General features: G+C 35.5%; 11 protein-coding genes and 2 other annotated features. Of the genes, 10 read left to right on the forward strand and 1 reads right to left on the reverse strand.

Annotated elements, in window-relative coordinates:
* Positions 1 to 170: 170 nt before the first annotated feature.
* Positions 171 to 410, forward strand: a binding site (T-box leader).
* A 53-nt stretch (positions 411 to 463) separates the two neighbouring features.
* Positions 464 to 3,565 (forward strand): isoleucine--tRNA ligase, encoded by a 3,102-nt coding sequence (gene ileS, locus ACZ76X_RS16230; protein WP_479850999.1) that lies wholly within the window; start codon positions 464 to 466, stop codon positions 3,563 to 3,565.
* A gap of 329 nt (positions 3,566 to 3,894) precedes the next feature.
* Positions 3,895 to 5,406, forward strand: coding sequence for a M36 family metallopeptidase (locus ACZ76X_RS16235; RefSeq protein WP_479851000.1), 1,512 nt, complete (start codon positions 3,895 to 3,897; stop codon positions 5,404 to 5,406).
* Positions 5,407 to 5,665: 259 nt separating this feature from the next.
* On the opposite strand, the gene ACZ76X_RS16240 is transcribed toward ACZ76X_RS16235, so the two are convergent.
* Complete coding sequence (locus ACZ76X_RS16240; protein WP_479851001.1) at positions 5,666 to 6,145, reverse strand: hypothetical protein; 480 nt, start codon at positions 6,143 to 6,145, stop codon at positions 5,666 to 5,668.
* A 63-nt stretch (positions 6,146 to 6,208) separates the two neighbouring features.
* Between ACZ76X_RS16240 and ACZ76X_RS16245 the strand changes: the two genes are divergently transcribed.
* The 8 genes from ACZ76X_RS16245 (at position 6,209) to ACZ76X_RS16280 (ending at position 18,597) form a co-directional block, all read left to right on the forward strand.
* Positions 6,209 to 7,591, forward strand: a complete 1,383-nt coding sequence (locus tag ACZ76X_RS16245; RefSeq protein ID WP_479851002.1) for a UDP-N-acetylmuramoyl-tripeptide--D-alanyl-D-alanine ligase — start codon at positions 6,209 to 6,211, stop codon at positions 7,589 to 7,591.
* Positions 7,592 to 7,657: 66 nt separating this feature from the next.
* Positions 7,658 to 7,869: a binding site (T-box leader), on the forward strand.
* A gap of 108 nt (positions 7,870 to 7,977) precedes the next feature.
* On the forward strand, positions 7,978 to 9,264 hold the full coding sequence (gene aspS, locus ACZ76X_RS16250) for an aspartate--tRNA(Asn) ligase (RefSeq protein ID WP_479851003.1): 1,287 nt from the start codon (positions 7,978 to 7,980) through the stop codon (positions 9,262 to 9,264).
* 195 nt (positions 9,265 to 9,459) lie between these two features.
* Positions 9,460 to 10,224 carry a vWA domain-containing protein gene (locus ACZ76X_RS16255; RefSeq protein WP_479851004.1) on the forward strand — a complete coding sequence of 255 codons (765 nt, stop codon included), beginning with the start codon at positions 9,460 to 9,462 and terminating at the stop codon, positions 10,222 to 10,224.
* Between the two features lie 13 nt (positions 10,225 to 10,237).
* Positions 10,238 to 11,008, forward strand: coding sequence for a PP2C family serine/threonine-protein phosphatase (locus ACZ76X_RS16260; protein ID WP_479851005.1), 771 nt, complete (start codon positions 10,238 to 10,240; stop codon positions 11,006 to 11,008).
* A 29-nt stretch (positions 11,009 to 11,037) separates the two neighbouring features.
* Positions 11,038 to 11,400, forward strand: a complete 363-nt coding sequence (locus ACZ76X_RS16265; RefSeq protein ID WP_000391141.1) for an EsaB/YukD family protein — start codon at positions 11,038 to 11,040, stop codon at positions 11,398 to 11,400.
* Between the two features lie 31 nt (positions 11,401 to 11,431).
* Positions 11,432 to 15,439, forward strand: coding sequence for a type VII secretion protein EssC (gene essC / locus ACZ76X_RS16270; protein WP_479851006.1), 4,008 nt, complete (start codon positions 11,432 to 11,434; stop codon positions 15,437 to 15,439).
* A 127-nt stretch (positions 15,440 to 15,566) separates the two neighbouring features.
* Positions 15,567 to 15,839 carry a WXG100 family type VII secretion target gene (locus ACZ76X_RS16275; RefSeq protein WP_000807831.1) on the forward strand — a complete coding sequence of 91 codons (273 nt, stop codon included), beginning with the start codon at positions 15,567 to 15,569 and terminating at the stop codon, positions 15,837 to 15,839.
* An 82-nt stretch (positions 15,840 to 15,921) separates the two neighbouring features.
* Complete coding sequence (locus tag ACZ76X_RS16280) at positions 15,922 to 18,597, forward strand: tetratricopeptide repeat protein (protein WP_479851007.1); 2,676 nt, start codon at positions 15,922 to 15,924, stop codon at positions 18,595 to 18,597.
* Positions 18,598 to 18,606 lie beyond the last annotated feature (9 nt).

Here is an 18,606-nt window from a genome sequence, read left to right on the forward strand (position 1 = left end):
TAGCCCTCACCAATCGGACTTTTATGGGCAGCCCGACCCCCACCTAACTTCTTTGCTTTCGCTGCATTTTGAGGTGGGGTTCTTACTGCCCATTAAAGCGGGATAAAATATATTTTGAATTAGTTGACAATTTATCGCCTAATGGCATAAAATAACTTTTAACAAAGTATACAAATCTGAAGACGAGAAAGAGTAAAATAGTGTACTGTTCCCCAGAGAGCCGGTATGTTGCTGAAAGCCGGTGTGCAGACGTTATTTGAAAATCATCTCCGAGGAGCTGAGGCTGAAAGAGAGTAAGCCCGGACGGATGTCTACCGTTACAAAGAACACGTATGATAGTACGTTGCTAAGTGCTATTAGCGAAGAGCTAATAGAATTAGGGTGGTAACGCGGTTAAACCCGTCCCTACTTCGTAGGGACGGGTTTTTTGTGTGCTTTAAAATATTCAAAGGAGTGATTGTAGATGAAGAAAGTAGATGTAAAAGAGTCAGCTGTAGGGAGAGAAACACGCATTCGTAAGCAGTGGAACGAGCAAAGTATTTTCGAGCAATCAATTCAGAATCGAGAAGGCGCACAATCTTTTGTTTTTTATGAAGGACCACCAACGGCGAATGGATTACCACATGTAGGTCATGCACTTGGACGGACAATTAAAGATGTAGTAGCAAGATATAAAACGATGGCTGGTTATAAAGTGTTAAGAAAAGCGGGATGGGATACACACGGTTTACCTGTAGAACTAGGTGTGGAGAAACAACTCGGTATTTCTGGTAAACATGAAATTGAAGAGTATGGAATCGAGCCATTTATTAAGAAGTGTAAAGAGAGTGTATTCACATATGAGAAGCAGTGGCGTGAATTCACTGAAAGCATCGGTTACTGGGTAGATATGGATGATCCATACGTTACGTTAGAGAATCCATATATCGAAAGTGTATGGCATATTCTAGGGACGATTCATGAAAAAGGTTTATTGTATAAAGGACATAGAGTTTCACCATACTGCCCAAGCTGTCAAACTTCACTAAGTTCACATGAGGTTGCACAAGGGTATAAAACAGTAAAAGATTTAAGTGCAACAGTTAAGTTCAAAGTGAAAGATAGTGAAAATGAATATTTTCTAGGTTGGACAACAACACCTTGGACACTTCCAGCAAATGTTGCGCTCGCTGTACATTCAAATATGGAATACGTGAAAGCGAAACAAGAAGGTTATGTATACATTGTTGCGAAAGAACGTGTACAAGATGTATTAAAAGAAGACTATGAAGTATTATCTGTTCATAAAGGCGAAGAATTAGTAAATACATCTTATATGCCGCCATTTCCAATGAAGGAAGTTACAAATGGTTACCACGTTATCGCAGCGGATTTTGTCACGACAGATAGTGGTACAGGACTCGTTCATATCGCTCCAGCATACGGGGAGGACGATTATAGAGTCGTGCAAAGTGAAGGATTGTCATTCTTGCATGTTGTAGATGAGAAAGGCGAGTATACAGAAGCAGTTCCATTTTTGAAAGGGAAGTTTGTAAAAGATTGTGACGTGGATATCGTTCGTTATTTAGCGAAGGAATGCTTACTATACCATAAAGAAAAGTATGAACATAGCTATCCACATTGCTGGCGCTGTGATTCACCACTTCTTTATTATGCAGGAGAGAGTTGGTTAATTCGAACAACTGCAATTAAAGATACATTTTTACAAAATAATGATTCTGTTACTTGGTATCCAGATCATATGAAACATGGACGCTTCGGTAAGTTTTTAGAAAATATGGTGGACTGGAATATTAGTCGGAATAGATATTGGGGAACACCATTAAACGTATGGGAATGTGAAAGTTGTGATCATCAATTCGCACCGAAAAGCATTGCTGATTTAAGAAAGCATAGTACGAAAGAAACACCTGAAGATTTAGAATTGCATAAGCCATATGTAGATGAAGTGCAAGTATGCTGCGAAAAATGCGGAAGTGCGATGAATCGTACACCAGAAGTAATTGATGTTTGGTTTGATAGTGGTTCCATGCCATTTGCGCAATATCATTATCCATTTGAAAATAAAGAGTTATTTGAAGAACAGTTTCCAGCAGATGTAATTGCAGAAGGTATTGATCAAACACGTGGCTGGTTTTATAGTTTATTAGCAGTATCAGCACTATATACAGGAAAAGTGCCTTATAAACGAGTGTTATCACTAGGGCATGTATTAGACGAAGAAGGACAGAAAATGTCTAAAAGTAAAGGGAATGCACTAGATCCAGTTGATCTAGTAAATCAGTTTGGTGCAGATGCTTTAAGATGGGCGCTACTTGTTGACAGTGCTCCGTGGAATGCGAAACGTTTTTCTGAAAGAACAGTACTGGAAGCAAAATCTAAGTTTGTAGATACATTAGTCAATGTGTATAGCTTCTATGTTTTATATGCAAATTTAGATGAGTATAATCCAAAAGAAACGTATGATGTAAAGCGGACGAAATTGGATGAATGGGTATTATCAAGATTGCATAGTACAACGAAAAAAGTGAGAACTGCACTTGATGATTATCAATTTACGAATGCAGCTCGTGAAATCGCGACGCTTGTAGATGAAGTAAGTAACTGGTACGTAAGACGATCACGTAATCGTTTCTGGGAATCTGGTATGAATGCTGAAAAAGCAGCTGCGTATGAGACACTTCATGAAGTGCTTGTGACAATTAGTAAATTAATTGCACCGTTTACACCGTTTGTCGCTGAAGATATTCATTTAAATTTAACTGGAAATAGCGTTCATTTAGAGGATTATCCAGTTGTAAATGAATCACTACTTCAGCCGAAATTAGAAGCGGAAATGGATGCAGTTTTACAAGTTGTTGAACTGGGAAGAAGTAACCGTAATCAGCATTCTTTAAAAGTAAAACAGCCGTTAGCAGAACTTGTATTACTAGCACATAATGAAAATGATATGGATTGGGAATCTTATCGTGATATCGTCATGGATGAGTTAAATGTGAAGGCATTCCATGTTGAACTTGATGAAACAAAATATACGTCTTATCAATTAAAGCTGAACTTTAAAACGGCTGGGCCGAAGTTTGGTAAAAGTGTGAATGCAGTAAATGGTTGGTTAAAACAACTGTCACAAGAAGAAGTACAAAACTTTGTATCCACAGGAAGAGCAGTTTACGAAGCTACATCAGGAGAAGAAGTAGTGGTAACAGCTGAAGATGTAGTAGTAGAGAAAGTTGCAAAATCAGGATTCTCTAATACGACTAACGGACAATATACAGTTATGTTAGATACGAATGTAACGGAAGAATTGTTACAAGAAGGAGTAGCACGTGAATTTATTCGAGCGGTTCAAGAATATCGTAAGCAACTAAATTTACCGGTTAATTTACGAGTCGATGTTATTCTTGATACAGAGGAAGAACTAAAGCGAACATTAACGAACCATAAAGATTTATTGGAAGAAAATTTACTCGTTAAGAGATTTGAATTTGGTCATTTAACGAATGAAGACGAGGAACTATCTTTAGGTGAGACAAAAGTCCGTATTAAATTAAGCGCGGCTCAATAAAGAAAAAGGAAGTTGGAATGATTCCAACTTCCTTTTTGTATGATGGAAATTTATCTGGCTAATTTCCTCATAATCCATTCGATTGATCCCTCTAGTAAAACTGTTTCTCCACACCACGCTAATTAAAATACTGTGTAAATTTCTTTCTAAAGTATTGTTTTTATTTCACACATAAATATTGAGAAAATTTCACTCACCTTAAATGGAAAGGTAATAGAATTGTTTATAGAGAATTACTCGTAGATTCAATTTTTATCCCATTTTGTGGGGAATGATTGCCTAGTGGTAATGGGATAAGGTTGAGCTACTTTATTAGGGGGAGTGGTTCTATGTTTAATAAAAAAATGGTGGCAATGGCAATGACTGTGCCGTTAGTAATGGGGACGATTACTACAGTTTCAGCATTGGAAAAACAGCAACAAGTAAAGCTAGAGGCTTATTCACCGCAGAAAAAAGCAACTGAATATTTAAAAGAAAATGCTTCGCAGTATGGATTAAAATCAGACCTTTCAGACTTACAATATATTTCTACAACAGAAACGTCAGTAGCTTCATATGTTAGGTTTCAACAAGTTGTTAATGGTGCACCTGTATTTTCAAAGCAAATTACAGTTACTCTTAACGGAGAGGGAAAAGGAGTACTTGCTGTTTCTGATTATCAATCCGTTAAAGGTGTGAAGGAAGTAACGACAAAAATTAGTGAAAAAGATGCAATACAAAAATCAATGGCGTATGTTGGAGAAGCAAGTGAGCAAAACTTATGGGCTCCTACAGAGAAAGAATTCGGATATATTGTGGAAGAAGGAATTGCTCGTCCAGTATATAAAGTTGTAGTCCATTCTAATAACCCGTTTGGTGCATGGGAGACATTTATTGATGCGGAAAACGGAAAGTTAATTAAAAAGGTTGATATAAACCGAAAAGCAGAAGGATCAGGAAAAGTATTTTTACCTAACCCAGTCGTATCTAGCGGTAGTAATGTAGGCTTAAAAGATAATAATGATGCAGATTCAACAGCTCTAACGAACCAATTGAAGACTGTTACGTTAAAAGGTTTAGACGGAACAGGATTTTTAATTGGAGAGTATGTAACGATTTCTTCAAAAGCGAAAACGAAATCTACGAATTTACAATTTAACTATACACGTGCAAATGATAGTTTTGAAGACGTGATGTCGTATTATCATATCGATACATTACAGCGTTACATTCAAGGGTTAGGTTTTAAAAATATTAATAATCGCTCTATTAAAGTGAATGTGAATGGAACTACAGCTGACAACTCATTTTATTCCCCGACAACGAAAGCTTTAACTTTCGGTACTGGCGGAGTAGATGATGCAGAAGATGCTGGTATTATCGCACATGAGTATGGGCATTCGATTCAAGATAACCAAGTTCCTGGTTTTGGTAGTTCACCAGAAGGAGGAGCGATGGGAGAAGGATTTGGCGATTTCTTAGGTGCAACTTATGAAGATGCAGTATCGACAACAGGGTACGGAAAAGCATGTGTTGGAGAATGGGATGCGACAGCTTATTCTAGTTCAGATCCGACGTGCTTACGCCGATTAGATACGAATAAAGTGTATCCGAAAGATATTACAAATGAGGTACATGATGATGGTGAAATTTGGGCACAAGGTCAATATGAAATGGCACAAGCTTTTGGACGAGATGTAGCAACGAAAATTATTTTACAATCACACTGGTCATTAACACCAAATTCTAAATTCAATGATGGAGCAAAAGCAATTAAGCAAGCGGATGCTCTTTTATATGGCGGGCAACATGCAGCTGATATCGATCGTATTTGGGCAGCAAGAGGAATTAGTACGAATTAATATAAAAAGTCGTGGCATTTATAAGCCACGACTTTTTATTTTGCTTATGAACTGGTACTAGTAAAGGTAGCTAAATGAATGGTAGTGTGAATTTATCCCGCATTTAACTGGCAGTAAGACCCCACCTCAAAATTCAGCGAAAGCAAAGAAGTTAGGTGGGGGTCGGGCTGCCCGTAAAAGCCCGATTGGTGAGGGCTGATAATCAGTGGGGGATGAACAAAACCCTCACTGATTACAGTTTCACTTTATATGCATTTGTTTATTTTTTCTCGTCTTTAAAAACAAAATGCTCTTTAAATTTTCTAGACTCAACTTTTTGACCGTTCCTCATAGAACGGAAAGGATGTTCTTGCCATGTAATAATTACATCAACTTCATCTGCTTTTGTAGCAACTGGAAAATTAGCATGTTCAAATCCAGTTTTTCCACTTGCTAAGCGACTTTCCTTTAGGGAAAATAGTTCATATTTCGTTTTCGTTTTTGGCTCATTGCGGAATACTTCGACTTGTACATTATATACTTCACTGTTTCCGACATTTTTTACTGAAAATTGATATGTTTGAAATTCATCTTTTTTAGCTTGAATTATTTTTTTGTTTACTTTTTTTGGTTCAGCTATATTCACTTGCCATTGATCAGAGTTTTGGGAGATTGGTAAAGATTTTGGTGAATAGGCGTAAGTTTCATTCACTACAATTAGGCATAACAAAAGAAGGAAGAAACTAATTGCTTTTTTCATAAGAACACCTCGCTACAAATTTTTTATTAATATGCGTAAATGAAATGGAGAATATGTAATAAAATGGAAGGTGTTGATACTTTGATTCGAATGAATTTGAAGAAACTTGAAGAGGTAGTAGGCGGTGAAGGGTTACAAGAATCGTTTCATCATATGGAGATGCATGGTGTCTGCATAGATTCTAAAAGCATTAAAGAAGGAAATTTGTTTGTTCCAATCATTAGGGTGAAAGATGGACATGATTATGTGAAAGAAGCAATAGATAATGGAGCTGTAGCCTCCTTATGGAAAAAGTCTTACGATACTCCGCCAAAAGGTATGCCAATTATATTTGTAGAGGACACTTTGCTTGCTTTGCAACAATTGGCACAATCTTACCGAGAAGAGCTAAATGTAAAAGTGATTGGAATTACAGGGAGTAATGGCAAGACAACGGTAAAAGATATTGTAAGTACGATTTTAAGTACAACTTATCGTGTGCATAAAACAAAGGGGAATTTAAATAGTCAAATCGGTTTGCCGTTAACAATTTTAGAAATGAAAAGAGATACAGAGTTTTTAATACTTGAAATGGGAATGAGTGAAAAAGGACAAATTCGAAACTTATCCAAAATAGCACAGCCAAATGTAGCGATCATTACTATGATTGGACAATCACATTTAGAAACACTTGGATCAAAAGAAGAGATTGCGAAGGCTAAACTAGAAATTATTGATGGCTTAAAAGAAAATGGTTTGTTTTTATATAATGGTGATGAACCATTGCTTTTGCAAAATAAGAATCTACCAAGTATAAATTGTAAGACATTTGGTGAAAAGTATACAAATGATTTGTTTCCAACAAACGTGCAATTAGATGAATATGGTGTTCATTTTAAAGTAAATGATTCAAATATACAGTACGATGTCCCCTTACATGGAAAGCATAATATATTAAATACGATCGTCGGAATCGTTGTAGGTCAATTTTACAATGTTCCTACATTAAAAATACAGGAGGCATTGCAGCAAGTTAATACTACTCAAATGCGCTTTCAATTTATAACTGCTAAAACAGGTTTTACGATTATTAACGATGCATGGAATGCCAGTCCTTCTTCAATGAAGGTTGCAATTGAGATGTTACAGAAATTAAATGCCTATGAGAAAAAAATTATAGTGATTGGGGATATGTTGGAGTTAGGAAAGAAAACTGAAACATATCATAGAGAAATTGGCAAAATGTTAAATCAAGAGTGTATTCAATATGTATTTACCTATGGAGAGTTAGCTGAAATTGTAGCGGAAGAAGCAAGCAAGAAATATGATACAGGAAAAGTGCAGTCATTTAATAATAAAGCCAAGATAGCAGAGGAAGTATTAAAAGTTATAACGGAAAATGATGTTGTACTATTAAAAGGCTCACGTGGTATGGCTTTAGAGGAGATTGTACAAAATTGGATATGAAAAATGAAAATATATGTAAAAAGGCTTGCGTTTTATAAAATAAAGAGATAGAATACTCTGTAAATATAAAAAGTGATGATCAGGAAAAGTACATGATGCAAAGGTCTACAGAGAGCAATCGGTTGCTGAGAAGATTGCGATACCGCATGATGGAAAGACACTTGTGAGTGTTGCTTTGAACGTGATAATTAGTAAAAGCAAACGGTACCTACCGTTATCAGGGCTAAGATGGTCATTATGACAATTTGGGTGGTACCGCGGAAAAATCCGTCCCTATTTATAGGGGCGGATTTTTGTATTCTTTGAAAGGAGGTGAGTGACCGTGGATGATGACGATGACAACAACAATAACGTAAATAACTATAAATTTACTGGAGGGAAATGTAATGAAGCGCTCACTCACAAAAGAATGTACAAAACAAAGCGGAAAAGTTGTATTACTTCAAGGATGGGTAAAAAAGATTCGTCATCTAGGTAATGTTAGTTTTTTATTAATAAGAGATCGCTCAGGAGTTATGCAATGTGTATTAGAAAATGAGTTAGCTGGATATAAGGTAGATGTCGAAAGTGTCGTTCAAGTAGTAGGCGAAATAGTAGAGACTTCGAAAACAGAATTAGGAGTTGAAGTACTTGCTCACGAAGTGAAAATATTAAATGGCGCAGAACCACTTCCGTTTGAAATAAATAAAAAGAAATTGCAAGTGGGCTTAGATCAACTACTGAATGAGCGGGTATTATCATTAAGATATGAGCGAATCGCGGCGATATTTAAAGTGAAATCTACACTCGTTCAAAGCTTTAGTGAATTTCTAATAGAGAACGATTTCACACGTATATTTACTCCGAAAATTGTTTCGCAAGGGGCAGAAGGAGGCGCGAATGTTTTTAAGCTTCCATACTTTCAAAAAGAAGCTTATTTAGCACAATCACCACAGTTTTATAAACAGATGATGGTAGCTGGCGGGCTAGAACGTGTTTTTGAAGTTGCACCTGTTTACAGAGCGGAGCATCATAATTCTTCCCGTCATTTGAATGAATATATATCGTTAGACGTAGAACTTGGATTTATTCATGATTTTTATGAAGTGATGCAACTAGAAACGGATGTTTTACGATATATGTTTCAACAAGTAGCAAAAAACTGTGAAAAAGAACTACAACTATTACAAATAGAAGTACCTGTTATAACAGAAATACCGAAAATTACATTGTTAGAAGCGCAAGGAATTTTGAAAAGTAAGTACCAGAAAGAATCTCCAATTGGGGATTTAGATACAGAAGGTGAAAAGCTACTAGGGAAATATGTGAAGGAAACATATAAGAGTGAGTTTGTTTTCATTACACATTATCCGAAAGAAGCGAGACCGATGTATACGATGCCGAATAAAGAGAATCCATCTATTACTGATTCGTTCGATTTACTATATAAAGGGTTAGAAATAACATCAGGGGCACAGCGAATTCATAATTATGAAATGTTACTCGCTTCTTTTAAAGAAAAAGGATTACATCCAGATACATTTCAATCCTATTTAAATACATTCCGATACGGTTGTCCCCCGCACGGTGGTTTTGGAATTGGATTAGAGAGAGTTGTATACAAACTATTAGAATTAACAAATGTACGAGAGGCGAGTGCTTTTCCGAGAGATTGTACGCGTCTTATACCGTAAGAATAAACCCCTTCTATAGTATAGAAGGGGTTTATTCCTTTCAACACATGTTAAAAGGAATAATTTTTTGTGTGAAAATATGTAAATTATATTAAGAACATTTTATAATGAATTGAGAAAAAGAAAATTCATAAGTTATAATGAAATATGAATATAAAAAAAGTTCATATAATAATGTATGGAAGGGTATGAAACATGTTATATCAAACTCAAGCAACACAACAAACACCAGCTTATATAATTTATCTTCTTGATGTAAGCGCATCAATGAACCAAATGATGGATGCAGGCGGAGAAGAAAAAAGAAGAATTGATATTGTAACGGATGCTCTTTCTTTAGCGATTCGCCAAATGGTATTTCGTTCAACAAAAGGTAGTCGCCTGCTTCCAAGGTATAAGTTATCTATTTTAGCCTATAGCGATCATGTTTTTGATTTATTGGGCGGTGTGAAAACAATAGATGAGGTAGCAAGACTGCGTCCATTAGAAAAAATTCAAACGCATCGTTTAACTGATACAGCAAAAGCTTTCTCTGTAGTGGAGAAGTTATTGCAAAAGGAATTACCAAATTTACAAGATGGGCCAGCCCCTGTTGTTTGTCATATGACAGATGGGGCATCAACTGGTGAAGATCCAGAATTAATTGTACGAAGAATTATGAATATGTCTGTACCTGATGGAAACGTACTAATTGAAAATATTTTTATTTCAGATGAAATGATGCAAGAACAAATTTCTAATATAAAGAAGTGGGAAGGGATTATGCCAAATACAGAGATTACAGATGAATATGGTGCAAAGTTGCAAAGACTTTCATCGCCTATCCCTCAAAGCTATCGTGAGATGATGACGGAACATGGGTTTCATATTGCAGATGGTGCTGTGATGATGTTTCCTGGGACAAATGCGGACTTAGTATCACTTGGATTTCAAATGTCTGCTGCAACGCCGGTTCGATAGGAGGGGGAGTAAGGTGAAATATACCCTATCGCAAAAGGAAGAAACGGTATTGCAAGAAAAGGAAACGAAACATTTTACTTATAGATATAGTTATGTAAGAGCAAAAGAAACGCAGGATTTAAACGAGAGTGGACAAGACTTTCTAGTATTTCTAGATAATGGATCTAGTTTCGTATTTGCCTTATGTGATGGTGTAGGGCTATCTTTTCATGGTGAAATTGCGGCGAAATTTCTTGGTATGAAGTTAGTAAACTTGTTTGATACATGTCAAGAAAGTGGACTGGATATTGCTACATTATTAAATGAACAGTTAAATAATTGGATAGAAGAAGCTTCAGAGGAAGTGAGTGCATTTCGATTGCCAGAAGAAACACCGTGGTTACTACGCGATGTTTTGGAAGAAAAGCGAAAAAAAGGTAGTGAAACGATGTTTATTGTCGGAAAAATAGAACTCATTCCAAATCAAGATAAAGTACAAATAACGATAGTTACACATGGAGATTCATTTGTACAATTGTTTCAAGATAAGGAGAATTGTTCGAATATAATGAGGTTTAATAGAAATATAGAGAAAAGATGGTCTACACAGCGAGGCATTATTGGTGGGGAATTGGCGGTTTTTTCAAAGGCATTATCTAGGCAAGAAGCGAATCGGATAGTTATTCACTCAGACGGACTCACGCTGCTTAAGCGGTATAACTTTGAGGAAGTGTTAAAAGAAATTGAGAGGGCACAGAACTCTCCGACAAGCGATGATATTTCATTTTTAGATGTTTCTTGGTAACAAACATGATGGAAAAAAGGTGAATAAATGTGGAAGAGATTATTGTGACATACATAAAACAGTCAAATGAAGAAATTGATATTGCAATTCCAAATGACGTAAAAGTGGTGCAAATTATTGAAGCGATTTTACATCATGAAAAAATAGATGAAGCATTAAGCGGGATCTATGAAATTAGAGTGGCAAAAGATAAAGAAGAGTGGCATTCTATTCGAAATGATGAAACGTTACGCGATAATGATGTGTGGGACGGACAATATGTAATGCTACATAAAAAAGGAGCAATTATCCCTTCTTTTGAAATGATGCCAGCAGAAGAAGTTTATAATGAACCTGTTAAACAAGATATGTCTTCTAGTGAAGAAGATTATGTATGGAAAATCATTGAGTAATAGTTTTTGGATGGGGAAGGAGAAATGTTTTGTGCAAAAATCACCGTATTTTCAACGCTCTCCGCGTGTGAAAGTAGATATACCAACAGGGGATGTTATTATTCATGATCCACCGAATATACCGGAGGAGCCGAAGTTTTCAATTGAAACAATGTTACTGCCTGCAATGATGACAGTTTTAACATTGGTATTATATTTTGTAATGATGAAATTTATGAAGATGAATTCAAGTTATATGCCATTAATGATGGTTTCAAGTATTCCGATGTTGGGATCATATATAATTACAACGATGGGGCATTTCCGTAAAAAGAAAGAACATCGTCAAATGGTTGAACAATTACAAACAAGATATTTAGAGCAAATTCAAAAGCATCGAGTGGAATTAGATACGTTAAAGGTTGAACAAGCAAAATATTTAATTACACAAAATCCAAGCCCATTAAAAAGCGTACAAAGAATTGAAAATCGGGAAAGTAATTTATGGGAGAGAACACCTGAAAGTCCAGACTTTTTAGATATTCGTATTGGTACAGGAGAAAGACCATTTCTTGTAGAATTGAAGGTACCTGAACAGAAAGGTTATGAAGAAAATCCATTAGTTACGGAAGCGCAAAATGTGAAAAGGGATTTCAATACGATACCAAATGGACACATCTCCATTTCTTTGAAAAAAAATGATGTAATTGGTGTAGTTGGAAATAAAGAAGATAGACTAAACTTTATTCGAATTGTAACGACGCAAATTATGACGCATCATGCACCAAATGAAGTGAAAATAGCAGCATTTTATCATGAGAAAGAGAAAAAGCAGTGGGATTGGATGAGGTGGCTTCCTCACGTATGGGATGAACAGAGAAGTATGCGCTTTTTATCTGAAAATCAACAAGATGCACAGAAACTAGCTGAAGTACTATTTACCCCACTTAACATGCGTAGAATCTATAATTCTTCTGCGCAAGCGGATGCAAAAGTTCCTTTAATTCCGATGTATGTCTTTTTCTTATCAGCGAGAGAATTTTTAGAAGACGATCCTTTAACTCCAATGTTACTTAGAGAAGGTGAAAGTGTAGGAGCTTCTACATTTATTTTTGCGGAACAAAAGGAACGGTTACCGATGGAATGTGATCTTGTAATAAGTTTAAATGGAGAAAATGGTGAGTTAGTAGAAACGTTTTCAAGTTCAGCTGAAAATAGTGGGACAACGCGTGCTAGTTTTAAAGTAGATCGACTTTCATTCGAACGATGTGAACTAGGAGCGCGAAGCATTGCTCCAATTCGAATGAAAAGTTCTACAGCAGCCAACATTCCGAAAGTATTAACATTTTTAGACTTGTTTCAAGCTAAAACTATGGAAGAGCTACAAGTGCTAGAGAGATGGAAAGAAAATCGATATCCGACTTCATTACCGGTTCCAATTGGGGTAAGAGAAGGAAGTAAACCTGTTTTTCTAAATATTCACGATAAAATAGAGAAAAAGGGGCATGGGCCGCACGGTCTAATGGCTGGTACAACTGGATCAGGAAAAAGTGAAGTGATTCAGTCTATAATAGCAGCGTTAGCAGCAACCTATCACCCTCATGAGATGGCATTTATGCTTATCGATTATAAAGGTGGTGGAATGTCAAACACATTTGCGGGATTACCGCATATTATTGCATCTATTACGAACTTAGAAGATCCAAACTTAATTGAGCGTGCCAGAATTTCATTAAAGGCAGAATTAGAACGAAGACAAAAATTATTCATTCAGGCTGGAAATGTTCAGCATCTAGATGAATATTACGAAACAAGCTGGCGTGAAAAAGAACCTTTACCACATTTATTTATTGTTATTGATGAGTTTGCTCAAATGAAAAAGGAACAACCAGAATTTATGGACGAGCTAATTAGTGTTGCTGCCATAGGAAGAACCTTAGGGGTTCACTTATTATTAGCAACTCAAAAACCTTCAGGGGTTGTAAATGACAAGATTTGGAGTAACTCACGTTTTCGAATTTGTTTGCGTGTACAAGATGATGCGGATAGTCGTGAAATGTTAAAGATTCCAGATGCATCAAAAATCAATGTACCAGGACGAGGGTATCTCCAAGTTGGTAGCAATGAAGTATTGGAATTATTCCAATCTGCATGGAGCGGAGCACCTTATAATCCAGATGAAGAGAAAGTTCTTGATATTGTTGATTTTACAGAAGTTAAGCTCTCGGGTGAAAGAATAAAAGTGAAAAAGCGTCCAAAACCAATGACAAATAGTCCAAAACAACTACAAGCCTTTATTCAATATGTACAGAGCGTATCAGAAAAAGAAAATATTAAAGCATTACCAGGCCCTTGGCTGGATCCATTACCGGAAAAATTATTGTTAAAAGAATTTTATGCTATGGAAGATTGGACAATTGCTGAGTGGAATAAATCAAAAGAATATTTACAAGTAACAGTAGGATTAATTGATGATGTTGCAAATCAAGCGCAATATCCTCTGAAGTTAGATTTACAAGAAGGGCATTTAAATATTTATGGTATGCCAGGTACCGGAAAAACGACGATGTTGCAAACAATTATTATGTCTCTAGCTGTATCTCATACACCAGCAGAAGTGAATTTCTATATTATTGATTTTGGTCGAATGTTCTTAGATTTTAGAGATTTACCTCATATTGGCGGGATTATACAAGAAGGCGAAAATGAGAAAATGAAACGTCTATTCGGATTTTTAAAGAAGGAAATCACGCATAGAAAAGAGAGCTTTTCTAATATCGGTGCAAAGTCATTCTCTATGTATAACCGAATGGTAGAAAAGAAAATACCAGCAATAGTAGTAATGGTAGATGGTTATATAAGATTCAAAAATGAATTCGAGAAAGAAAATGAAGTATTAGAATTATTATTGCGTGAATCAAGTACATACGGAGTATATTTCTATTTTTCTCTGAATCAAACAATAGATATGTTCGATCGTGTTCGTAATAATATACCGATGGCACTTACATTTGAATTGCAAGATGGAACAGAATACCATAACTTAGTGGGCAGACCTAAATTCCCGTTAATTGAAGTTCCTGTTGGCCGTGGATTAATGAAAGGGCAACCGCCGGAATTATTCCAAGCAGCATTGCCATTTATCGGGGAAAGTGAACTTGAGTATTCTCAACAATTAAAAACAATTATTCAAAAAATGAATGGAGAATGGAATGGTGAAAAAGCAAAAGCTATTCCAATGGTGCCTAAAGAAATATTTGTAGAGCATATGCTTGGGAGATTAGAAACAGCCCAAATTTCAGCAGGTATAGAAACAGAGGATATTCGTTTACAAAGCTTTTCTTTAGATGAAATGAGTCATATATTTATTGGAGGAAGAATAGAAGGTGGAAAAACATCGCTATTACAAACACTTCTGTTCACTACTACATACCAATACTCGCCAGAAAAGGTTGAGCTATACTTAGTGGATCTTGGTGAAAGACCTACAGGTATATTAGCTCTTGGAGATTTACCTCATGTGAAGAAGAAAGTTACAGATGCTATACAATTAAAAGAAATGTTAGATGAATTGTTAGAGTTAATAAATAATAGAGAAGCAGTAATGCCTTCTTTAGATCCAAACGTAACAGTGGAGTTTCCATATAAGAGAATAATCATTGCAATTGATGATATTGATCAAATGTTAACTGTATTATCTACTGATTATGAGGCGAAAAATAAAATGGAACTAATAGTTCAAAACTGTAAAAATAAAGGGATTCACTTTATGACTGCAGCTACTACATCTAGCCTAAATAGTTATTCTCATGAAAAATGGTTTGCAGAAATTAGAAAGAGAAGTATTGGATATTTACTGGGAACGACACAAAATAACGATGTGTATTTCTTTAATATGAAGTTACCACATACTGAAATGGATCAAGAATTATTAAGCGGGGATGGATATTGCATACGTAGAAAGCCAATAAAAATAAAATGTGCATATACACCATTACATTTACTTCGCACGATGACAGATAAAATTAGTGTGAAATGGTCTGAATTAAAAGTGAAATAATATTAAAATAGGGTTAAATTACTAGAAAATAGAATTTTTTTGTAATTTAGCTCTTTAAAAATTGTATGAATATAGTTTATAATCTAATTGTTGTATCATTTATGATTTGAAAGGGGAAATTATTACAATGGCAGAAATTAAAATCACACCAGAAGAACTTGAAAGAATCGCAGGAAACTTTAAAAACGCAGCAGGAGAAGCACAAAGTCAAATTAATAGACTTGAAGGCGATATTAATAGTTTAGAAGGACAATGGGCTGGGGCAACACAAGCGAAATTCCGTGGAGAATTTATCCAATCTAAACAAGCAATGCAACAATACATTCCAATTTTAGAAGGTATTTCAACAGATTTAAAACGTATCGCTGATAAATTCCGTAATACAGATAACGCATACTAAGAATAGAACAATTGCAAAAGACCAGGAGCTATTGTTCCTGGTCTTTTTTTGAAAAATTGTTATACGAGAGTAAGGGGATAAAATGGGATTCCGTCCAGAAGTAGGAGAAAAAATTAATCTTAATAAAGATGTTTATCGTTTTGAGAAACACCCAGCTGTAATTGGTATTGAGATGCCCTATGGTCAAGAGGGAAGACAAGGAACAGTTTATCAATTACAACAGGAAAATGGTGTAGAACGAATTGCATTAAAAGTTTTTAAGGAACGCTATCGTGAGGAAAAACATCAACTAGCATTTTTAAAACCACTTTCTTCCCTAGTGGGTCTGAAAGTATGTTCACGCTATATCGTTACTAAAGAAGAACATACATCTGCTATCGAAAAATCAGAAGATCTTGCAAATAGTATTGTAATGCCTTGGATTGAAGGTCCAACTTGGGCTGATATTTTACAAGAACAACGAATGTTATCAAAAGAACAATGTTTCTTTATTGCAGAAGCATTTCTTACAACGCTTAAAATGATGGAGGAAAATGAAGTTGCTCATAATGATTTATCGTCTAGCAACGTACTTGTACCTTTCTTAAGTGAAAATGCAATTGAAGGCCAACATAATATCGAACTTGTTGATGTTGAGCAAATGTATGGCCCAAAAACGAAAAAACCTTCATTATTGCCAGCAGGTTCAGCGGGTTACGCACCAAAGTATTTGACAAGTGGAGTATGGCAAAAAGAAGCCGATCGATTTGCTGGTGCTATTTTAATAGGAGAAATATTAAGTTGGTGTAGTGAAGAAGTTCGAAATAAAAAATGGACTGATGCAAGTTACTTTAAAACGGAAGAAATGCAGACAGAATGTGAAAGATATACGTTACTTCAGCAAGTATTACATAATCAATGGAACGGGGAAATTGCAAAATTATTTAAGCAGGCATGGAGTAGTAATTCTTTCGCAGAATGCCCAAGCTTTGCACAGTGGTACGATGTATTTAATAGCGCGAGAGAAAGAATAAAAATTGATGCGGAAAGGCAGTCAGCAGAAGAACACTCTCTTTTTGTATCAAAATGTTTGGAAATTGCAAGATTATTAGAAGAGAGAGGATTTAAACAAGCGGCATTATATGAATATAAAATAATTTTCAATTCACTCAATTCATCAACAGCTCTGCAAAAAGAACTCGCATATATCATTCAAACTATGGAGAGTCAAGAGCCTGAAATAAATAATAAAATGGTCCTACAACATTATTTGGAATTAGCTACTGAATTGGAACGAGAAAACAATGCAGCATTTGCTTGTTTCGTCTATTCACGAATCGTACAATTTCCAAACATTGATCAGGCGTTAAAACAGGAAATTGAAAGCATTATTAAAGAGATAGAAGAAGAGCAAGGAACAGAGTCGCAGCAAGAAGTAGCAGCTACAATTACAGTGCCAAATAGCATTCTACAGAGCCGAAAACAAACAAAAAAACAAGTGGAATATGATATAGATGATGAGATTTTAAATGCAAAAGCATCCAATCAACCACTTACAGTAGCGCATGAACAAAGTGAACCGTCACCTTTTTCTAAATGGTGGAAAAAGAATAAAAAACGGATTTTGATTATCGGTTCAACTGTAGTGGTTGTAATAGGTGGTTCGACGTTGTTTTATTTCTACACAACAAATGCTAAATATCAAAAGTTTATGGAACAAGCACGACAAGCTTATGATGATAAAAAATATACAAAAGCTGAAGAAGCTGTTGGACAGGCAATTGCTGTGAAGGGTAAGGATGAGGCTTATCTCCAATTAGCAACGATTTACGTTGCTGAAGGAAAAAATAAAATTGCAATTGATTATATTACAAAACTAATAAAAGATAGAGAAATCGATAAAGAAAATAATGAAGCTGCTTATCTATTAGCTTCAGCGAATTTCCGCATTGGAAAATATCAAGAAGCAGTGCAAAATTTTGAACAAGCGCTAGCGAATAATGCAAAAGGAATTGAACCATACAAAAAAGATGCGATGCGAGATTTAGCTGTAAGTCATATGAAAATGAAAGAATTTGAAAAAGCGGAAGATGTTATTGTCAAAATGAGTACGAAAACAAATGAAGATAAAGCAATTGTTTCGTATTTAAAAGGTCAATTATCAACTGCAACGGTACAGTTAGACAAAGCAGAATCTTTCTTTAAAGAAGCTATTATGCAAGATTCAAAGAATGCCATATATACAATTGAACTTTCAAATTTATATGTGCTTTGGAATAAAACAAATCTAATTGATAGTGCGAAGAAAGAAATGAATTATCAACAAGCATCTCACATTTTACAAGTAGCGATTCAAAAAGATATGAAAAATATTGAGTTGTTAAATCAACTAGGAATTGTGTATTACGAAGCGGGTCAATTTTATGAAACGCGAGATGGTGCAAAGAGTACTGCTGCATATCAGCAAGCGTTAGAAGCTTACAATAGAGTTGTCAGCAGTGGAACACGCGACATAAATACGCTTGTAAATATAGGGATTTTATACGATAAAGTGGGACAAGGGAATGAAGCAGAGAAGCTTTTCACAGAAGCGTACGCACAAAACGATGAAAATCCACATGTGAATTTTGCATTCGGGATGTTTAAAATTAAACAGAAAAAATACGAGGAAGCAAGTCGTTTCTTAAGAAAAACAGTGCAAGCAAATGAAAATGAATCCGAAGTAAGAGCTGCGCAAGAAAAACTAACAGAAATGAAAACAAACGGTTGGATTCAATAAAGATAGGAA

Source organism: Bacillus sp. BC05(2025) (assembly GCF_056725905.1).

Excerpts from the sequence above, each read along its gene's own strand:
- ileS (WP_479850999.1), top strand. The coding sequence starts at position 464 with ATGAAGAAAGTAGATGTAAAAGAGTCAGCTGTAGGGAGAGAAACACGC.
- ACZ76X_RS16235 (WP_479851000.1), top strand. The coding sequence starts at position 3,895 with ATGTTTAATAAAAAAATGGTGGCAATGGCAATGACTGTGCCGTTAGTA.
- ACZ76X_RS16240 (WP_479851001.1), bottom strand. The coding sequence starts at position 6,145 with ATGAAAAAAGCAATTAGTTTCTTCCTTCTTTTGTTATGCCTAATTGTA.
- ACZ76X_RS16245 (WP_479851002.1), top strand. The coding sequence starts at position 6,209 with ATGGAAGGTGTTGATACTTTGATTCGAATGAATTTGAAGAAACTTGAA.
- aspS (WP_479851003.1), top strand. The coding sequence starts at position 7,978 with ATGAAGCGCTCACTCACAAAAGAATGTACAAAACAAAGCGGAAAAGTT.
- ACZ76X_RS16255 (WP_479851004.1), top strand. The coding sequence starts at position 9,460 with ATGTTATATCAAACTCAAGCAACACAACAAACACCAGCTTATATAATT.
- ACZ76X_RS16275 (WP_000807831.1), top strand. The coding sequence starts at position 15,567 with ATGGCAGAAATTAAAATCACACCAGAAGAACTTGAAAGAATCGCAGGA.
- ACZ76X_RS16280 (WP_479851007.1), top strand. The coding sequence starts at position 15,922 with ATGGGATTCCGTCCAGAAGTAGGAGAAAAAATTAATCTTAATAAAGAT.